The organism is Siphonobacter sp. (genome assembly GCF_048595215.1).
Taxonomy (GTDB): domain Bacteria; phylum Bacteroidota; class Bacteroidia; order Cytophagales; family Spirosomataceae; genus Siphonobacter.
Map to the genome: position 1 here is coordinate 1 of NZ_JBMDWJ010000067.1, position 17,709 is coordinate 17,709.

General features: G+C 46.2%; 16 protein-coding genes and 1 pseudogene. 12 read left to right on the top strand and 5 right to left on the bottom strand.

Annotated elements, in window-relative coordinates; genetic code table 11:
• Both galT and galK read right to left on the bottom strand, forming a co-directional pair.
• On the bottom strand, positions 1 to 385 hold a 385-nt coding region (gene galT, locus ACOJTG_RS04105; RefSeq protein WP_420152650.1), incomplete at its 3' end, for a galactose-1-phosphate uridylyltransferase.
• 22 nt (positions 386 to 407) lie between these two features.
• Positions 408 to 1,586 (bottom strand): galactokinase, encoded by a 1,179-nt coding sequence (gene galK, locus ACOJTG_RS04110; RefSeq protein ID WP_420152651.1) that lies wholly within the window; start codon positions 1,584 to 1,586, stop codon positions 408 to 410.
• Between the two features lie 173 nt (positions 1,587 to 1,759).
• Between galK and ACOJTG_RS04115 the strand changes: the two genes are divergently transcribed.
• Together ACOJTG_RS04115 and ACOJTG_RS04120 are read left to right on the top strand one after the other, a co-directional pair.
• Positions 1,760 to 2,758, top strand: coding sequence for a LacI family DNA-binding transcriptional regulator (locus tag ACOJTG_RS04115; RefSeq protein ID WP_420152652.1), 999 nt, complete (start codon positions 1,760 to 1,762; stop codon positions 2,756 to 2,758).
• Between the two features lie 40 nt (positions 2,759 to 2,798).
• On the top strand, positions 2,799 to 3,296 hold the full coding sequence (locus tag ACOJTG_RS04120) for a GAF domain-containing protein (protein ID WP_420152653.1): 498 nt from the start codon (positions 2,799 to 2,801) through the stop codon (positions 3,294 to 3,296).
• Between the two features lie 149 nt (positions 3,297 to 3,445).
• On the opposite strand, the gene ACOJTG_RS04125 is transcribed toward ACOJTG_RS04120, so the two are convergent.
• Positions 3,446 to 3,898, bottom strand: coding sequence for a hypothetical protein (locus ACOJTG_RS04125; RefSeq protein WP_420152654.1), 453 nt, complete (start codon positions 3,896 to 3,898; stop codon positions 3,446 to 3,448).
• 6 nt (positions 3,899 to 3,904) lie between these two features.
• Complete coding sequence (gene upp / locus ACOJTG_RS04130; protein ID WP_420152655.1) at positions 3,905 to 4,549, bottom strand: uracil phosphoribosyltransferase; 645 nt, start codon at positions 4,547 to 4,549, stop codon at positions 3,905 to 3,907.
• Positions 4,550 to 4,651: 102 nt separating this feature from the next.
• Here upp and ACOJTG_RS04135 point away from each other — a divergent pair, with 102 nt between their 5' ends.
• The 6 genes from ACOJTG_RS04135 to ACOJTG_RS04160 all read left to right on the top strand — a co-directional run bounded on the left by ACOJTG_RS04135 (position 4,652) and on the right by ACOJTG_RS04160 (position 11,561).
• A complete protein-coding gene (locus tag ACOJTG_RS04135; RefSeq protein WP_420152656.1) occupies positions 4,652 to 6,382 on the top strand; it encodes a hypothetical protein in 1,731 nt (576 codons plus the stop codon).
• A gap of 318 nt (positions 6,383 to 6,700) precedes the next feature.
• A complete protein-coding gene (locus ACOJTG_RS04140; RefSeq protein WP_420152657.1) occupies positions 6,701 to 8,140 on the top strand; it encodes an MOP flippase family protein in 1,440 nt (479 codons plus the stop codon).
• Between the two features lie 30 nt (positions 8,141 to 8,170).
• Positions 8,171 to 9,301, top strand: a complete 1,131-nt coding sequence (locus ACOJTG_RS04145) for an acyltransferase family protein (protein WP_420152658.1) — start codon at positions 8,171 to 8,173, stop codon at positions 9,299 to 9,301.
• A gap of 42 nt (positions 9,302 to 9,343) precedes the next feature.
• On the top strand, positions 9,344 to 10,132 hold the full coding sequence (locus tag ACOJTG_RS04150) for a glycosyltransferase (RefSeq protein WP_420152659.1): 789 nt from the start codon (positions 9,344 to 9,346) through the stop codon (positions 10,130 to 10,132).
• 15 nt (positions 10,133 to 10,147) lie between these two features.
• On the top strand, positions 10,148 to 10,918 hold the full coding sequence (locus tag ACOJTG_RS04155) for a glycosyltransferase (RefSeq protein WP_420152660.1): 771 nt from the start codon (positions 10,148 to 10,150) through the stop codon (positions 10,916 to 10,918).
• Between the two features lie 19 nt (positions 10,919 to 10,937).
• Positions 10,938 to 11,561: an acyltransferase gene (locus ACOJTG_RS04160; protein ID WP_420152661.1), complete on the top strand. Its 624-nt coding sequence runs from the start codon at positions 10,938 to 10,940 to the stop codon at positions 11,559 to 11,561.
• Here ACOJTG_RS04160 and ACOJTG_RS04165 read toward each other — a convergent pair.
• Entirely contained in the window at positions 11,558 to 12,781 is a 1,224-nt protein-coding gene (locus tag ACOJTG_RS04165) for a glycosyltransferase (protein ID WP_420152662.1), read from the bottom strand. The two genes, ACOJTG_RS04160 and ACOJTG_RS04165, sit on opposite strands and share 4 nt — an antisense overlap.
• Positions 12,782 to 13,468: 687 nt before the next feature.
• Here ACOJTG_RS04165 and ACOJTG_RS04170 point away from each other — a divergent pair.
• The 4 genes and pseudogenes from ACOJTG_RS04170 to ACOJTG_RS04185 form a co-directional block, all read left to right on the top strand.
• Positions 13,469 to 13,858, top strand: a pseudogene (locus tag ACOJTG_RS04170) (response regulator transcription factor); the annotation flags it as partial.
• A gap of 65 nt (positions 13,859 to 13,923) precedes the next feature.
• A complete protein-coding gene (locus ACOJTG_RS04175; protein WP_420152663.1) occupies positions 13,924 to 15,102 on the top strand; it encodes a sugar transferase in 1,179 nt (392 codons plus the stop codon).
• A gap of 54 nt (positions 15,103 to 15,156) precedes the next feature.
• A complete protein-coding gene (locus ACOJTG_RS04180) occupies positions 15,157 to 15,924 on the top strand; it encodes a TolC family protein (protein WP_420152664.1) in 768 nt (255 codons plus the stop codon).
• A gap of 49 nt (positions 15,925 to 15,973) precedes the next feature.
• Positions 15,974 to 17,709: GumC family protein (locus ACOJTG_RS04185; protein ID WP_420152665.1), on the top strand; the 1,736-nt coding region annotated here is incomplete at its 3' end.

Below are 17,709 nucleotides of genomic sequence, written 5' to 3' on the forward strand. Positions count from 1 at the left end.
GACGAATGTCTTTGGCTTCCATTTCGGGAATGGTCAGATCGTGTCGGGGCGAGAAACAAATTACTTTGCAGATACCCGATTCACTTTCCGCCTGAAACAGTTCCCCATCGGAAACCTGTCCGGCGGGCGTATCGTGAATCAACGCGGAAAAGTCGTTCGTAAATACATATACGTTTTCGTAATCCGGATTCTTTTCTCCGTTGGAACGCGTATTGGTCGGGCACAGATAGCAGGTCGGATCGTACGAAGGACGTTTGTCTTCCGCCGACTTTTCCACCTGTCCCTGCCAGGGACGTTTGGTACGGTGCGGTGACACCAGTACCCAGCTTTCCGTCAGCGGATTGTAGCGGCGGTGCGGATGTTCGTCAAATTGAAATTCACTCATAAGGTGTGTTACATTGGTACGTTTAAACCCGTTCGTTCGATGATTCCAGGCGAGAAGTGCCTTTTTTGATAACGACTTTGTGCGTTACTAAATCCAGCTTCAGCGATTCCTTATACGCTTTCGTCATGGTTTCGATGAAGGCATCCGCCGCTCCTTTTTCAATCAGATTGATGGTACAACCGCCGAAGCCGCCCCCCATCATGCGGGCTCCCAGCACCGCCGGATTCAGACGGGCCTGATCCACCAGAAAGTCGAGTTCTTCACAACTCACTTCATACTCATGTTGCAGGCCTTCGTGCGTTTGATACATCTTCTTTCCGAACGCTTCCAGATCGTCTTTCTGTAAATCCTTACAGGCTTCCACCACACGGTTGATTTCCTCAACAATGTATTTACAACGTTTAAACGTCACCGGATCAAACTCAGCCTGGTGTTCCTGCAAGAACTCGATACTCACATCCCGCAGGCTCTGTATACTGGGTTTATGAGCCTGTAGAATAGCCACCCCTCGTTCGCATTCGGTTCGCCGGGTGTTGTATTCAGAGGTTCCCAGGGAATGTTTTACGCCCGTATCGCACAACACCAGTACGTGTTGGTCCTGCGTAAAAGGAAAGTATTCGTATTCCAGCGAACGGCAGTCCAGACGGATTACAGCATCCGTATCCCCCATCAGCGAAGCGAACATATCCATGATCCCGCAGTTGAGGCCCACAAACTGATTCTCGGCCCGCTGGCAAAGTTGCACCAGGGCCATCTTGGGAATGCCCAGCTGATACAGTTCGTTGAGGGCAAAGGCCAGCCCCGCTTCCAGAGCCGCTGAAGAAGAGACGCCCGCTCCTACCGGAATATTTCCCCCAAAAACCAGATCAAAGCCGTGAAATTCGTAACCCAGTTTCTGAATCTGATCGATAACGCCTTTGAGGTAGTAGGTCCACTTTTCTTCCGTTTTCTCCAGCTGATCCGTCGTAAACGTTTCTTCGCGGTTTAGGTTATACGCAATCGTGCGGCATACATTATCCGTGCGGGGACTAATGGCGAAAAACATTTCGCGATCAATCGCCGCAGGTAGTACAAAACCCATATTGTAATCCGTGTGCTCCCCAATGAGGTTGATTCGGCCCGGCGAGCGAACCAATAAGGCTGGCTCAGCCCCGAACGAAGCACGGAAGGTTTCTATAATGGCAGTAACGAGAGGATCCATAATCATTGAGGTAATGCGTCGTATTAAGATTTTGTATTCAAAAGAACACGTATTTTGTGAGATTCATTGGCGATCGTCCGTATTACATTCGTACGTAAGACGTAGAAACCAATAGATCAGGGATTGCAAAGCATTGCACAAGTACACGACTGAAGTAGATGTAAAGGGGGATCATGCAAAAAAGCCAAGCCACCATCAAGCAAATTGCCCAGGAGTTAGGCGTTTCGATCTCCACGGTTTCGCGGGCCTTACAGAATAATCCACGCATTGGCCTGCGTACCCGCGAACGCGTCTGGGAACTGGCCCGTCAATTGCAGTACCGGCCCAATCCGGCGGCGTTGATACTCAAGAAAAAACACACCCGTACCATTGGCGTGGTACTGCCTTTTCTGAAAGAAGAATTTTTCTCAACGGCTATTACGGCCATTGAAGATGTCTTAACGGGGTACAACGTCGTCATCAGTCAGTCGCGGGACGAACTGGAACGCGAAAAAGGGGCTTTGGCTACCTTTCTGGCCAGTCGGGTGGACGGCGTCATTGCTTCCATTTCGGCGGAAACGCATCACTATTTGCATTTTAAGGAACTGGAAAGCTTTGGCATTCCCGTCGTGTTTTTTGACCGCGTCCCCCGGCGACTTCCTGCTCATAAAGTTCGCAGTAATATCAGTACCGCCGCCCGCGAGCTGGTTGATTTTCTGGCCGACCGTGGCCTCGAACGCATTGCCCTACTCAATGGTCCGGCTCAGCTGGAAGTTTCCGAGGAACGTCAACAAGGCTATTTACAAGCCATGAAAGAGCGGCACCTGCCTATCGATCCTTCGTACGTCTGTTCGTCGGATTTATCAAAAGCCGATACGCAGGCGAAAGTTGACTATCTACTGAGCCGTGAACCAAAACCACAGGCCATTGTTGCCTTCAATGATTACATTTCCCTGTATGCCATCGAGCGGACTCAGGCCCTGGGTCTTGTTCCGAATCAGGATGTGTATTTTGTAAGTTTTGCGAACCTGCCCATGATGGAATACGCCGCTCACCCGCCCCTGGCGTCGGTCGATCAGTTTGCGTATACCATGGGCGAAAAGGCCGCCGAACTGCTTCTGCAACTCATTCAGAGTCCAGAGGAAATTCCGTATCAGGAACTTTGGGTAGAAACCAAGCTGGTCATTCATTAGGAAGCCAGCCATTGATTCAAAAGAAACACGTATCGTTAGTATGGCCGAAAACTTATTTATTCCCGAAACCACTTCCCGTCAGGAACTCTACGAAAGTCTGGTACCTCAGATTGAAGCCCTGGTCCAGGGCGAAGACGACTTTGTAGCCAATCTGGCCAACATCGCGGCTGCCTTGAAACAAACCTTTGATTTTTTCTGGGTTGGCTTTTACCTGCGGAAAAATAATCAGCTCGTCTTAGGGCCCTTCCAAGGTCCCATCGCCTGTACGCGGATTGACTTCAACAAGGGCGTTTGTGGACATGCCTATACTACGCAGCAAACGGTTCTGGTTCCCGATGTGGACGCCTTCCCGGGACATATTGCCTGTTCGTCGGCGGCCCGTTCGGAAATTGTGCTACCCGCTTTCGATGCCAATCAGGAAGTTTTTCTGGTACTGGACGTGGATAGCGATCAGCTCGACGATTTCCACGAAGAAGATCGTCAGGGACTCGAGCAAGTAATGCGAATCATTGAGAAACTGGCTCGTACGAATTACTGAGTTTGCAGTGGACGGTTTTCCGTTAATTCTGAGCGATAGCCGTACTTATAACAAGAAAGCCCTTCGAGTCTGGATCCTCCCACGCGAAGGGCTTTGCTGTTCTTTTATTTACTACCGTATGTAGTACGGGCTAAAGATTTACTACTGCCTTACTTTTTGATAAACCAGTCCTGTACGGCAGACAAATTGTAAAAGGCCCAGCTAAACACCACGGCCCAGAGCACGGCAAATACCAACATCCAACTCAGAATACGCAGCGGCGATGCCTTGAAGGATACCGCCAGTAAGGTGCCGCCAATGGGCGTAAACAGTAAGGGCGTAAGACAGGCGATACCGGCAATACCGAATTTTCGATAAATCCGCACGGCCCGTCGCGTGCTTTTGCTAAAACGCTTCCGCTTGGTTTTACGTAAGTCTTCCCATACCAACCGAAGCCACTGGCCTAGAAAGGTAAATAGGAAGACGCTGACCATCATTCCCACAACGGTACAAACGATGGTTTCCAGCAGTGATAAATGGAGGGCTAAACCCGCCAGTGGTCCGCCAACAAACTTCAGCATGGAAGCCAGTACAACGGAAAGGTACTTACTAATCAGTGTCATGACCTACTACAGCTTTTCACCAAAGGCCAAATCACCGGCATCGCCAAGACCGGGGATAATATAATAATTATGATTCAATCGTTCGTCGATGTCTCCTACCCACAAACGACACTCAGGCATGCGATCCTGCAGATATTTGATACCTTCGGGAGCCGCAATGGCCGCTGCAATGTGAGTACGAGCCGGAATGCCGTAACGAATGAGTGAGCGGTAGGAGGTTTCCAGCGACTTTCCGGTAGCCAGCATGGGATCCACAATGATGAGCGTTTTTCCGGTTAAATCGGGGCAGGAAATATATTCCAGCTCGACGGTAAACTCTTCTCCTTCAGCGTGAAGCCCCCGGTACGCCCCAATAAAGGCATTCTGGGCACCATCGAAAGCATTGAGAAAGCCCTGATGAAAAGGCAGACTAGCCCGCAAAACCGCCGCCAGTACGGGCTGCTGAGCCATGAGAAAGGTCTTACTCGTCCCTAACGGGGTCTGTACTTCCGTTTTGGAATAGGTAAGGGTTTTGGAAATCTCGTAGGCCAGAATCTCCCCGAGCCGTTCCAGATTCCGCCGAAATCGCAGGGGATCTTTCTGAATACGGACGTCTCGAAGTTCGGCTATGAAATGGTTGGCTACGGAAGATTGCTCGGTCAGGACAAACATGTAAAAATGAATTTCAGAATCCTTTTGTAATTTGCAAGGCCTTTTGGCTGTTTACAAAGTAAGTAATAAAACGTTAAACCCTAGGGTACGCGTCTTTCTCCTATGCCAAGATTTACCCTATTCTTTTTTCTTTTGTGGTTACAGGCTGCGGTTGCGTGGAGTCAAAGCGTATACGCCCCTCTTAATTCGGATTACTATCATCTCATCGATCGATATGAAATCAAAAGCGGTAAACACGCTCCGGGTTATCAAAGTACGGTAAAGCCCTACCTGCGTAAAAATATTGTGCAATTAATCGACAGCCTTTCCTGCGATGAATGTGCTGATCTATCGGATGTAGACCGCTTTAACATCAAGTATCTCCGGGAAGATAGCTGGGAATGGAGTAAGAAGCCCGAGCAAACCGCCAACAGCAAAGAACCCTTCTGGAAATACTTCTACCACAAGAAGAACGATATGTACAGCGTCTCCAACGACGACGTTGAGCTGCACATCAATCCCGTTCTTTATGGCTTACTGGGTGTTGGGAAAGATGCTTCGCCCTACTCTTATATCAATACGCGGGGACTTGAAATTCGGGGTTCTATCGGTAAAAAGCTGGGTTTTTACACGTACGTGACCGATACGCAGATGCGGTTGCCAGGCTATTATCAGGACCGAATCAATTTCTTTAAAGCCGTTCCTAACGAAGCCGCTTACAAAATTTTCCGTAGTACAACCAGTTCCGACGGCGTAACCATTACCCCGGAAACGGCTACTGATTTCTTTACGGCTCGTGGCTACATTACCTTCGATCCCATTAAGCAGATCAACCTTCAGTTTGGTCACGACAAGGTCTTTATTGGCAATGGCTTTCGTTCGATGATCCTCTCGGATAACAGCGGCCCTTACCTCTTTTTGAAGCTTACTACCAAAATCGGACCCTTTCAATACGTCAACTTATTCAGCGAAATCAGTAACCAGCAGGACAGTATTCCTACGTACGGTGCTCTGCCTACCAAAAAATACATGGCTTATCACCGGCTGGGCTTGAATATTGGTGACAACGTAAACATTGGTCTTTTCGAGACGATCATTCACAGCCGGGATAAATCGCAGGGCTACTTCGATCTGGGATACTTGAACCCCGTAATTTTTTACCGGGCCATTGAAGCTCAGAAGTTTAGTGCCGATAACTCCATGGTGGGGATGGATGTACGCTGGACTTTCCTGAGAAAATTTCAGGCGTATGGACAGCTCAACCTGGACGAATTCAACTTTCAGGAATTACGCAAAGGCCGCGGCTGGTGGGGAAATAAATTCGGCTACCAGTTGGGAGGAAAATACATCAATGCCTTTGGCGTCGATAACCTTGACTTACAAGTAGAGTGGAACGGAGCCCGCCCGTATACCTTCCAGCACGTTTCCAATAAGACCAATTTTGTGCATTACAATCAGGTCATGGCTCATCCCATGGGAGCTAACTTTCAGGAGATCGCGGGTACCATTCGCTATCAGCCCCTGCCTCGTTTGAACGTAACGGCCGTGATTCTCAGTGCCAACTACGGCCTTGACCTGCCCGGTCGTAACTACGGAAGTAATCCCTTGCTTAACTACAACGAAGCCGACCGCCCCGCCGGACGCGAATACGGTAATTATATTGGTCAAGGCGTAGGAACCAATCTTTTTTACGGCGAACTCGTCGCCTCGTACCAGTTCCGTCACAACGTCTTCATCGACTTCCGTCAGGTGTTGCGTGATCAGAAATCCGCTCTCTCCCAATTTGACCGTAGCACGGTTTTTTCATCGCTTTCCATCCGAATTAATTCGCCTCAGCGTTTGCTGGCTTTTTAATTTCTGTTATTTTTACTGTATTTAAAGCCTATTAATCTGACCGCCATCAAGATTATGACTTGGAAGTGCATTGCTCGTTCAGCGAATTTTCCCGCCTTGGTAAGCTTCGGAACATTCTCCGATGCTACGGGTTGGCCCCTGCCTTTGCCTCGTCCATCACACTTGATGGCTCCTTTTTCCTGCTCTACCCCAGATCCTTACAGCAACGCGTAACGCAAGCAAGCCACTGGCCTTGCGGCCATGTGCTTTTATACGCTAATCGCGTAGTCCACCCTTAACAGCTTTTGGGCATCGTCCCAATTCATTTATTACAGCTACATGAGTACGAAAAAAAGTGCAGTAGACGGGGGCAAATGGATAACCTTATCCACGGTTATCTCCACGGTCTTTCAATTCTTACAGGTTACGATCCTGGCTAGAATTTTAGACCCTTCGGTATTTGGGGTAGTGAGTGTGAGTGCATTACTGATCAACTTATTCTATATTTTCAGTAACCTCGGTTTTTCCAATTCCATCATCTACAAACAGGAAAATGACCGTAACGTCTTATCCAGCATTTATTTCACCAGTTTACTGCTGGGCCTTACGATCTTTTGTATCGCCTATCTGAGTGCTCCGCTGGTGGTAGCGTACTATAAAGAACCCAAGCTCGACTACGTAATCAAGCTGGCGTCGATTTACTTCCTTATCATCTATTTTGGGCAGATTTATCTGTTTTTACTGCAAAAAGAGCTGAAGTTTAAGACGATTGCTCTGATGGAAATCATTGCCACCGTTGCGGGTACGGCCATTACCATTGCTTTAGCCTATAATCATTACGAAGAACTCTCGCTGATTTACGGACAACTAGCTACGCACGTTATTCGTACTTTGCTGCAAATTATTTTAGGTCGCCATCTGTTTACGCCCAGATTTTACCTGAACTTCAGTGCTATTAAAGAGCACTTAAAGTTCGGCGTATATAATGTAGGGGATGGCTTATTAGGCTTTATTCAGGGCAATTCAGACAACATCATTGTAGGAGGGTTACTAGGCGTTAAAGCCCTGGGTTATTATACCATTGCCTCGCAGTTAGCTATCTTCCCCATTACTAAATTAAGTCCCATTATTCTACAGGTCGCCTACCCGATTCTGGCTAAAATGAAGGAAAGTGATTCGGAGCTAAAGAAAGCCTACCTGAGCATTTTAGATCTGGTAAGCTACCTCAATATTCCTTTGCTGGCGGGGCTCTATATTACGGCTGACAGCGTAGTCCCGCTGATGTACGGGCCGGGATGGGAAGAAACGATTCCACTCATTAAAATTTTCGTTTTTGTCAGTATTTTCTACTGTCTTTCCAATCCCTTGTTTACGCTGGCGTTTACCAAAGGAAAGCCCAATTTACTGTTCTATCTTAACCTGGTTACACTGCTGGTAAAAGTCCCCTTACTGTATCTATTGGGTACCCGCTGGCAGGTGTACGGTATTGCGACAGCTTTCCTGCTGAGTACCTTTATTAACCTGATTCTAAACTTCTTTATCGTTCAATATTTAGTCGGTGATTTTATTCGTGATTTCTTCGCCAACTTCATCAAGCCGGTACTTTTCTGTGCTCTGATGATTCTTTTTATTCTGGCGTATAAACACTACGTAGGTAGCGATGGACTAGTCCATACGCTCGCCCAGATTCTCATCGGTGGCAGTATTTATTTGCTGCTGACCTTTAAGTACAAGATTACCCTGAAAGAAATTGTAGCGTTTAGACGAAGCGTTTCCTAGCCTAAGTCGAATCCTAAGCTGACCAGAACGATGAAACACCGATTCGATGTACTAGATATTTTCAGGGGTATTTTTGCCTCTTTTGTGGTCTTATTCCACATGGCCCTATCGGCCGAGACGCCCGTGCTCAAGAATCAATTCATTGATCACGCCGATGTTTTCGTTGACTTTTTCTTCGTACTCAGTGGTTTTGTGATCACGTATCGCTATCAGGCCATTGCTACGACGCAGGATTTTTCGCTGTATTTCAGCAAGCGTATTCTTCGTATTTATCCGCTGCATTTATTCATGCTGGCGATCTTTCTTATTATGGAAGTAACGAAGAAATACATGACTTCCTACGTCCACGTGAACCAGCTTGATAATGAGAGCAACAACGTCGTTACTTTCTTTACTTCCTTGTTTTTACTCAACTCGGTTAAGCTCTTTGGGGTCAAAGATTTGAGCTGGAATATACCCAGCTGGTCGATCAGTGCCGAAATGATTTCTTACTTTTTCTTCGGCGTTTGTATGCTCTTCATCGCTCAGGTAAAATTAACTCGCTGGAAAAAAGAAGTCTACGCACTGGTTGTGCTCCTCAGTATTGCTATTCTTTACGCCGTAACCGGAGCTTTTCGAATGAATTATGGCTATGATTACGGTTTCTTACGGGGACTCATTGGCTTTTTTACGGGGGCCGTCTGTTTTTGTGTGTTCCAACAGGTGTATCCTCGCTGGCATACTTTCCAAGCGTCCTGGTTTAGTGTGGCAGAATTCTTCTCCGTAGTCTTGATCTTTCTGGCTATTTACTTTGGGGCGTATTTGAAAGATATAGGCGTCGTATACGACCTCATCTTCTTTATTCCGATCTTGATTTTCTCTTTTGAAAAAGGATTCGTTTCCAAATTTTTAAAACGAATTCCCTTTTTACATAAAGTTGGGTTGTACAGTTACTCCATTTACCTGACGCACCCTTTCACACTGAGCATTTTCAATATTCTATTTATTCGAATTTTACATTTCCAGAAAGAGGATTACAGTTATTTATTTATTCTCAACTATGCCTTCATTTTCCTTTTTGCCCGCTGGACGTACCATCATGTAGAAATGAAATTTAAGGATTACAAGTGGTTGGATTCCCTACGTGGTTCCCCCAAAAGGACCCTTCCGAACCAGCACTAAGAGGCCGTTTTCTGTTTTACCGCCGTCTTTACCATCCGATTTATGGGTACTCATTTTGCCGAGGTTACGCTATTGATTACACACTACAATCGTAGCCAGTCGCTGCAACGGTTATTGCAGGGTTTTGAGGAATTGAACTGTACATTCGGTCAGATTGTCGTTTCCGACGATGGTAGCAAACCTGAACACCTACAGGTACTCCAATCGTTGCAACACTCGTATCCATTCGATTTGATTACGACGCCCGTCAATAAAGGACTGGCCAATAATATCAACAAAGGCCAGGATGCAGTCAAACAACCCTATACGCTGTATGTGCAGGAAGATTTCATTCCCAAGCAGGCCTTTGCTACGCATTTTCAGGATGCCCTGCAGCTAATGAGTCAGAACGAGCGTTTAGATATCATCCGACTGTATGCTTACTTTCCCTATCCGTACCTAAAGCCGTACGAAAAGGGATTTTCAGAAATGATATTTAAAGGCCAGCTCTGGAATATGGATCACCTGAAATTTTACTATTACAGCGATCATCCTCACCTGCGTCGGAGTACATTCTTTGAGAAGTTTGGCCGCTACAGGGAAGGCACCAACAGTGATCAAGCCGAGTTTCAGATGTGTCTGTCGTTCATTAAACACGACGGGAAAGGCCTATTTTTCAATGCGTTCACTACCCTTTTCGATCAGGCGAATTCGTCTAGTGAACCCAGTACGGCAACATTCCGGGCTGATTGGAAACAGAATTCCACGCCCTGGGTGCGAATGCTGCGATGGGGGTATTTGAAATATCGGTTTTTGAAAAATACCGTCCAGTTACTGACCTATCAACGCTAAGATCCCACTACGCGAATGAATTATTCCTTTCCCGATGTTACGTTACTAATCACCCACTATAACCGAAGTGGTTCGCTGGAGCATTTGCTGACTAGTTATCGGCAGATCGGTTGCCAGTTCGGCGATACGGTGGTGTCAGACGACGGCAGTAAACCCGAACACCTACAGAAACTTCGGGAACTCCAGCAAACTTTTAATTTTCAACTCATTACTACGTCACAAAACCGAGGTTTGGGTAACAATATCAATAAAGGACAGGATGCGGTAAAAACACCTTTGACCCTGTACGTTCAGGAAGATTTTGAACCGAGTACGGATTTTCCGCTGCATTTTAACCACGCTCTGGAATTAATGCAGGCGAATAAAAACCTGGACTACATCCGGTTTTACGCCTACATTCCCTATCCGTACCTGCGGCCCTACGCCTACAACTTTTCGGAGATGTACCTTCCTTCCTTTGGTATCGATTACACGAAGATTTATGCGTACAGTGACCATCCTCACCTGCGTCGGAGTACGTTTCTTCAGAAGTTTGGTCGCTACGCCGAAGGCATTAAGGGCGATCGGATGGAGTACCGGATGTGCATTTCGTTCTTACAAAAAGGCGGGAAGGGTCTGTTTTACAACGATTACCAGTCTCTATTTACGCAACGCAATTCAGCCGCCGAGCCGAGTACCATGACCCGCAGTACGTTGACGCAAAGCAATAATAAGCTGATCGCTCTGGTACGAGACGTCTATCGGCAGATTAAATACAATTACGATATTCATTTCATGCGAACGTAGCCTTCTGCGTACCCCACCTATGGCATTGAAGCACTATATTGATTCTAATCCAGGCCTTAAAAAGCTGGTTCACTGGCTCCTTATTCCCTCGGGTGAAGCCCGGCCCCGGCGTTGGGTTAGCTGGTTTGTGAATCCCTTTGTACACCAAAAGCACCGCTCGGCTATTGTTCGTTCATCGGCTCGCATGGACGTACTTCCCTTTAAACAGTTTGCCCTGGGAGCCAACAGTGTGATCGAATCATATTGCGTAATCAATAACGGCGTAGGCGACGTGATCATTGGCGATCATTGTACGATCGGGATTTCTTCCGTGGTTATCGGGCCAGTACAAATTGGATCGGATGTTATTATGGCTCAGCACGTGACGGTATCGGGACTGAATCATGCTTACGAAGACGTGCGTACACCCATTCACCGCCAACCGATTGTTACGGCTCCCATCGTGATTGAAGATGAATGCTGGATTGGGGCGAACGCTGTCCTTACGGCGGGTGTAACCATCGGTCGGCATTCCGTCGTAGCGGGTGGTAGCGTAGTCACCAAAGACGTGCCGCCGTATTCGGTGGTTGGCGGTAATCCAGCCCGCCTGATCAAACAATACGATGCCGCTACGCAACAATGGGTACGGACACCCAAAGCTTAAACCTGACTTTTGACGGCTTTTACCTGCTCAAATACGGCTTCGAACTCTTCCGCCCGTCGTTCCCAGGAGTTTGCCTGAGCTAACGTAACCTGCTGCCGTTGTTTCTCGGGCGTATCTTCGGCTATTACGCGTACCAGGCTTTCCTGAAAGGTTTCAGGAGTTCCGGCAATAGCAATGGCATCGCTGAAATCATCCAGAATCGAAAAAGGCGTAGATACTACGGGTAACCCCGCCGCTAAGTACTCATTGATTTTCAGCGGATAGATCGTGTAGGTATGTTCATTACACACAAAGGGAATCATGGCTGCTTTCCACTGAGCCAGTATGGGGGGCAGTTCCTGGGGAGGCACGGAAGCAATAAACCGTACGTTTGGATAAGCGGATAATTCTTCCTGAACCCGAGGATCCACTACCAGTCCTACAAATTGAAATTCCACGTGCGGCATTATACGGGCACAATACCCGACAACCTTCGTATCAATCCGATTATCGGCCGTACCCAGATAACCCACGATGGTCCGTTCGGCAGGTTGTTGCTGACGCAGGGCATAGGCTTGGTTGAATAAGTCAAAATTAGCCCCGTTTTTTACGCAGAACGTGTGCGGTTGCGTCTGGGATTTCATGCGGTACAAGGCTTCAGAAGTCGTAATGACCGCGTCTACTCGCTTCATAAATTCCTGTTCGTACCGCGTTCCGTGTTTGCCCATCCAAGCCTCAGCGGATATTTCGTCGAAACAATAATAAATGGTAGCAAACTCATGAAGTTGATGTACCAGAGGCAATCCTAACACGGGATTAAACGCGTTAATGACCAGCGGCTTTTGCATGCCCAGTTGTTGCATAACGCCTCGCAAGCCTTTGATGAGACGACCCGTATTCAGGGGCAGAAAGGTATCGTGCGAGGCCGCCGACATCCAGTTGATGGGAAATAATACCGGCGGTGTCCATACGTGAACGCTCCGATTCGGTCCCAGCGAAAGCTGCGTCAGTGGATTTTCTACCCGAGTCAGGGCTTTGACGGGTACCTGACGTTTACCTCGTAGGCCTGCCACTAGATCTTTTACCGTATAGGGATAGTCTACGTACAGGATTCGGTAACGTTGGGAAAGTACAGTCAGGAGTTGAACGGCTGAGTTTTGAAACTTTCCCTGCCAGGGCGTCTGGCTAACACAAATGATACTATCGAACTGCTTGGCGGAGTTACGGTCGATTGCCTTCATGAAGCGTAATGGTAAAACAGATGTTGCGTTATAGCGGCGGTACGGAGCATCTATAATTCTTTACAAGGTACTATTTTTCTTCAAAAAAGATGCACTTTTTTACGCATTCGTGGTTTCAATAACCGGAAATCATTTGCTTACGTTTAAGGCTCAACAACATTAAGTAAAAATACCCAATAAAGTATAACTATAAACCGTTTAAAGTCACGATAATGGGTTCACAAAAAAATAAGTTAAGCAATTTTTGCCCATTTTAATCGCTTAACTTATCTTTAAAAAATGATACCCAGTACCTTATGAATATTTAAGTATTTACTAATTCCGCCAATCAAAATATGCTATCCTTAAACTTTATACGTCCCTTGATTTATCCTATTCTTCGATCTCCTTGTCTCTAATTAATCATCGGAACGAACGCTCAAGAATGAGTTCTGGGCATTGGTTTCTACGCCTTTAGAAAACTTAATCGTTCTAGAATGGTTTTTTCAGGAATTCGTTACTTTCATTTCTCCTTTCGCTTAAAAAGGTTTGGGAGTGACCCCAAGAAAAGCCAACGAATGCCCGCTACTCACTGAATTTATTTAAATTTCTTTCAACCTTTACGGATCGAATTCGTAGTTCGTCACTGAATGGTTCACCTGCCGAAGGCAAGCTTTGATTTTTATCAATACATATTATTTGTCCCTTATGAATCCGCCAAATTCCACCCTTGAGAAGTCAACGATCTTAATACTTGACGATGAGCCCATGACGCGAAAGGTACTGCAGTTATGCCTCAATAAAGAATTTGATACCATTATCAAAGACGACGGAATGGCTGGCATGTCGTACATTGAGACGGGTAGCCCGGTAGACTTGGTCATTGCCGATTTAAACATGCCTCATTTAAATGGCAAAGAATTTTTAAAGGTGTTACGAGGCAGTAATCTATTTGGTCACATTCCAGTCATTATTTTGTCGGGAAGTGAAGAAAGTAATGATCGGATTCAGTGTCTGGAATTAGGTGCTGATGATTTTATGACGAAGCCTTTTAATCCCTTGGAAATCATTGCTAAGGTAAAGGCCGTACTCCGCCGGGTTTACAAATAAGTTTATTTTTTTAGTGTGCGAAGTAAGTTTTCATTTCGTAATGAGGCACCGCCATGTCTGTTGTTACCCACCCACCTTTACGTATTCTGTACGTAGAACCTGATAGTAGTGCGAGTGATACTTTTAAGCAAGCGTTCGCTGAGCCATTGAACATATGGCAGCTTACCTCAGCCGAAGAAGCACTGGTAGCACTCAAGGACCACTATCCGGCTGATGCTGTGATTATAAGCTACGAAGCTCAGGGCATTTCATTCCTGAAGCAGCTTCGGTCTATTCCCTGGCTGAGTTCTCTACCGGTCATTGTCACCGTACCTACCCTGAACGACACCTACAAACAAGAGGTGCTTCAAGCGGGAGGTAACGATCTATATCCCAAAGACTTTAGTCGTGGTGATCTACTCGCTCGACTTCATTACTTCGTTCGGAAAAGCCAGCTTCTGGCGGTGCAACCGACGCGTATGCCCCGTTTTCGCGTACGCGTGACGTGGTGGAAACGCTTCATTGATGTGACCACTACGGGTTTGGCCCTGCTCCTGCTTTCGCCCCTGTTCTTACTGGTGGCTCTCTTGATTCGTATCGATTCGAAAGGGCCTATCATCTATCGCTCTAAACGCGTAGGCGGCGGTTATAAGGTATTCGATCTGCTTAAGTTTCGGACCATGCGTACCGATGCTGACAAACTCGTGAAGGAAATGGCGGCCTTCAATATGTACAACAAAGTAGAAGAAGTTCCTGAAAAAGAGCAGTTTGCTTTGTGTGCCGAGTGCGTTTATGGGGGCAAGAACACCTGCCAGCGAATGCTGTACCTCGACAATGAGGAAGTTTGCGAAAAGGTATATCTCCAGCGAAAACACAATAAAGCCGCTTTCATGAAGTTTGGCAATGACCCCCGTATTACGCGAATTGGTCGGTTTTTACGGAATTCCAGTATTGATGAACTGCCCCAACTCATCAACATCTTCCGGGGCGATATGTCGCTGGTGGGCAACCGTCCCTTACCACTTTACGAAGCGGAAAAACTGACGTCTGATCAATACATTCAGCGTTTTGCGGGACCCGCCGGACTAACGGGCCTCTGGCAAGTAACCAAACGCGGAAAAGGGAAGCAAGACATGTCGGAAGAAGAACGCATGCAACTGGATATTGAATACGCTAAAAACTATTCGTTCTGGATGGATGTAAAGATTATTCTGAAAACCTTCCCGGCTTTAATTCAATCCGAAAACGTATAAGCATTTCTTCCCTGGCGTAGGAATCGTCCTTCCCAAAGTTCATAAACCGTACGAATGAAAGCGTTTTTATTTCTTAGTCGCCAATACGCGGGCAGCCTGATTACGAAGGTATTCTTGCTGGGATTTATGCTTGAAGTAAGTACTCTTTCGGTACAAGCTCAGGAAGCGACTCAGTCCATGATGCCGGATATCTCCTACCCCTATCTCGAAAAATTAATCGAAATAGCTAAAGCAAATTATCCCCGTAGTAAGTCGTTTAAAGAACGCGTCGGCATTGCTGACTTAGGCATTAGAAGAGCCAAAGTAGCCTACTTTGACGCCTTGTCTGTTTCCTACCTCTACAGCCCGGCCAATACGCCTACGTATATTACCAATCCTACCTCTCCCGTGCCAACAGTAGTTAATCCGAACTGGTTTAATAACTATCAGATTGGCTTGCTACTCAATATAGGGTCCATCCTACAGAAAACTCCCCTTTTAAAACAGGCCCGAGGCGAGAAAAAAGTAGCCGAGTACGAGCAGCAGGCCTTTGATCTTAATTTAGAAGCTGACGTGAAGCAACGCTATTTTGCCTACATCCAGCGACGAGCCGTTTTACGCGTCAAGCATGAATTGCAACTGGACATCGAAAGCATGCTGAAGGACGTAAAATATAAATTTGAAAAGGGTGAACAAAGCCTTGAAAACTACAATAACGTGTTGGTGATGTATTCAGATAATAATCAACAACTGATTATTGCTGAAAGTGAGGTGCTCATCTCTAAAACCCGACTGGAAGAACTAGTGGGGGAAAAACTTGAAAACATCAAGTTAGATCAATAAGCAATTTACCCTTGCCCTACTCCATATAAGTTAAGCATCACGCAATCGAATGGCAGATTTCATTAGATTCCTTCATTTCCTATATAAAAAGAAGTGGCTGTTGCTGGCAGTCCCCTTACTAACCGTCATTGCTGCCTATTTCCTAGTTCAGAAACTCCCCGACGAGTACACCTCAACGGCACGAATTGCAACGGGTTTGGTCGATAAAACGGACCAGGGATTCACGGTCGGAGGCAACGAACAGCAGTCGGAAGTAACGCAGAAGTTCGACAATATCATACAAAGTATGCAGCTGAAGAATACCATAAATATGGTTTCTTATCGCCTCATTCTGCATGATCTTACCCAGCCAGCCAAAGCTTTTCATAAACCCAGCAAATCAGTACAGGAGCTGAGTTCTACTGAAAAGAGTCGGGCGATTGCCCTCTTTAATCAAAAACTTTCTACCCAGCAGGATCTTTTCATTGAAAGTCCCGAAGAAAAGAAGTTACTGAATATCCTGCAATCCATGCATTACGATACGGATGCTATTTCTGGGAACCTAACGGTTTCGCGGGTGAAGGATAGTGATTATATCCGCGTTGAATTTGATGGCGACGACCCTGAATTTACGGCTTTCGTGGTCAATACCTTGTGTGCAGATTTTATCAATCGTTATTCCATTCGATTACAGACGAGTAATGATCGTTCCATTGAATTTCTAGAAAAATTCATGAACGAAAAAATGCGAAATCTGACCGGATTGATGGATCAACTGAAACAGTATAAAATTAAAAATCGGGTTTTAAATTTAAATGAACAGGCCCGAAGCATGTATGGTCAAATCATTGATTTTGAGACGCGTAGAGAAGTAGCCATTAAGGACGTAGTAGCGTATACGGCAGCTTTAAAGAATATTGATAACAAATTTAATCCCAGCGATCGGCGGTACCTCGAAAGTACGCTGGCGGCCATTAACCAGAACATTGTTGTAACCAAGCAGCAATTAAGAGCGGCGAATGACATCTACTTCCGCTCTAATTTTGACCCTAAATACAAAGCTCGCCTTGATTCGCTTCAGAATAAACTGACCAAACAGATCAATCAATCGACGGATAGTTACATTTACAATCCTTTGGTTGCTAAAACCGAGCTGGTCAGTCAGAAATTAAACATGGAGATTGCCCTGGAATTGGCTCAGAATAGTATTGCAACGGTTGAGAAAGAGTTAGTTCGATTGAATCGAAAATTTGATGGATTAGTACCCAACGAGGCGAAGATTCAGGAATTTGAAACCAGTATCGACATTGCCAGTAAGGAATACATTGAGGCTTTGCAACGCTACAACAATGCCAAAATGCAATCCCAGCAAATCACGCAGTTGAAGCTCATTGAAAAGGCTTTGCCGGGTACTTTAACACCATCCAAGAAAGTAATCCTCATTGTTTTCTCGGGAATTATCAGTTTTGTTCTCTGTCTACTCATTCTCTTCCTGGTTTTCTATCTGGATAACTCGATTCATGAGGCCAAACAACTGGCCAACGCGACCGATATTCCAGTCATTGGGACGCTCCATAAGATTGACACCAGTTCGGATTTAACTCAATTATGGCACGATCCGTCCCCCAGTAAATCCGTACTAACGTATCGGAATGCTTTACGTTCGATACGGTTTGAACTGGATCATGAATTAACTACGGGCAAGGTCATTGCCTTAACTAGCTTACGACCGGAAGAAGGAAAAACAACGCTGCTGTTAAGTCTGGCTCATGCGTTTGCCATGATTAATAAAAAGGTCTTGATTGT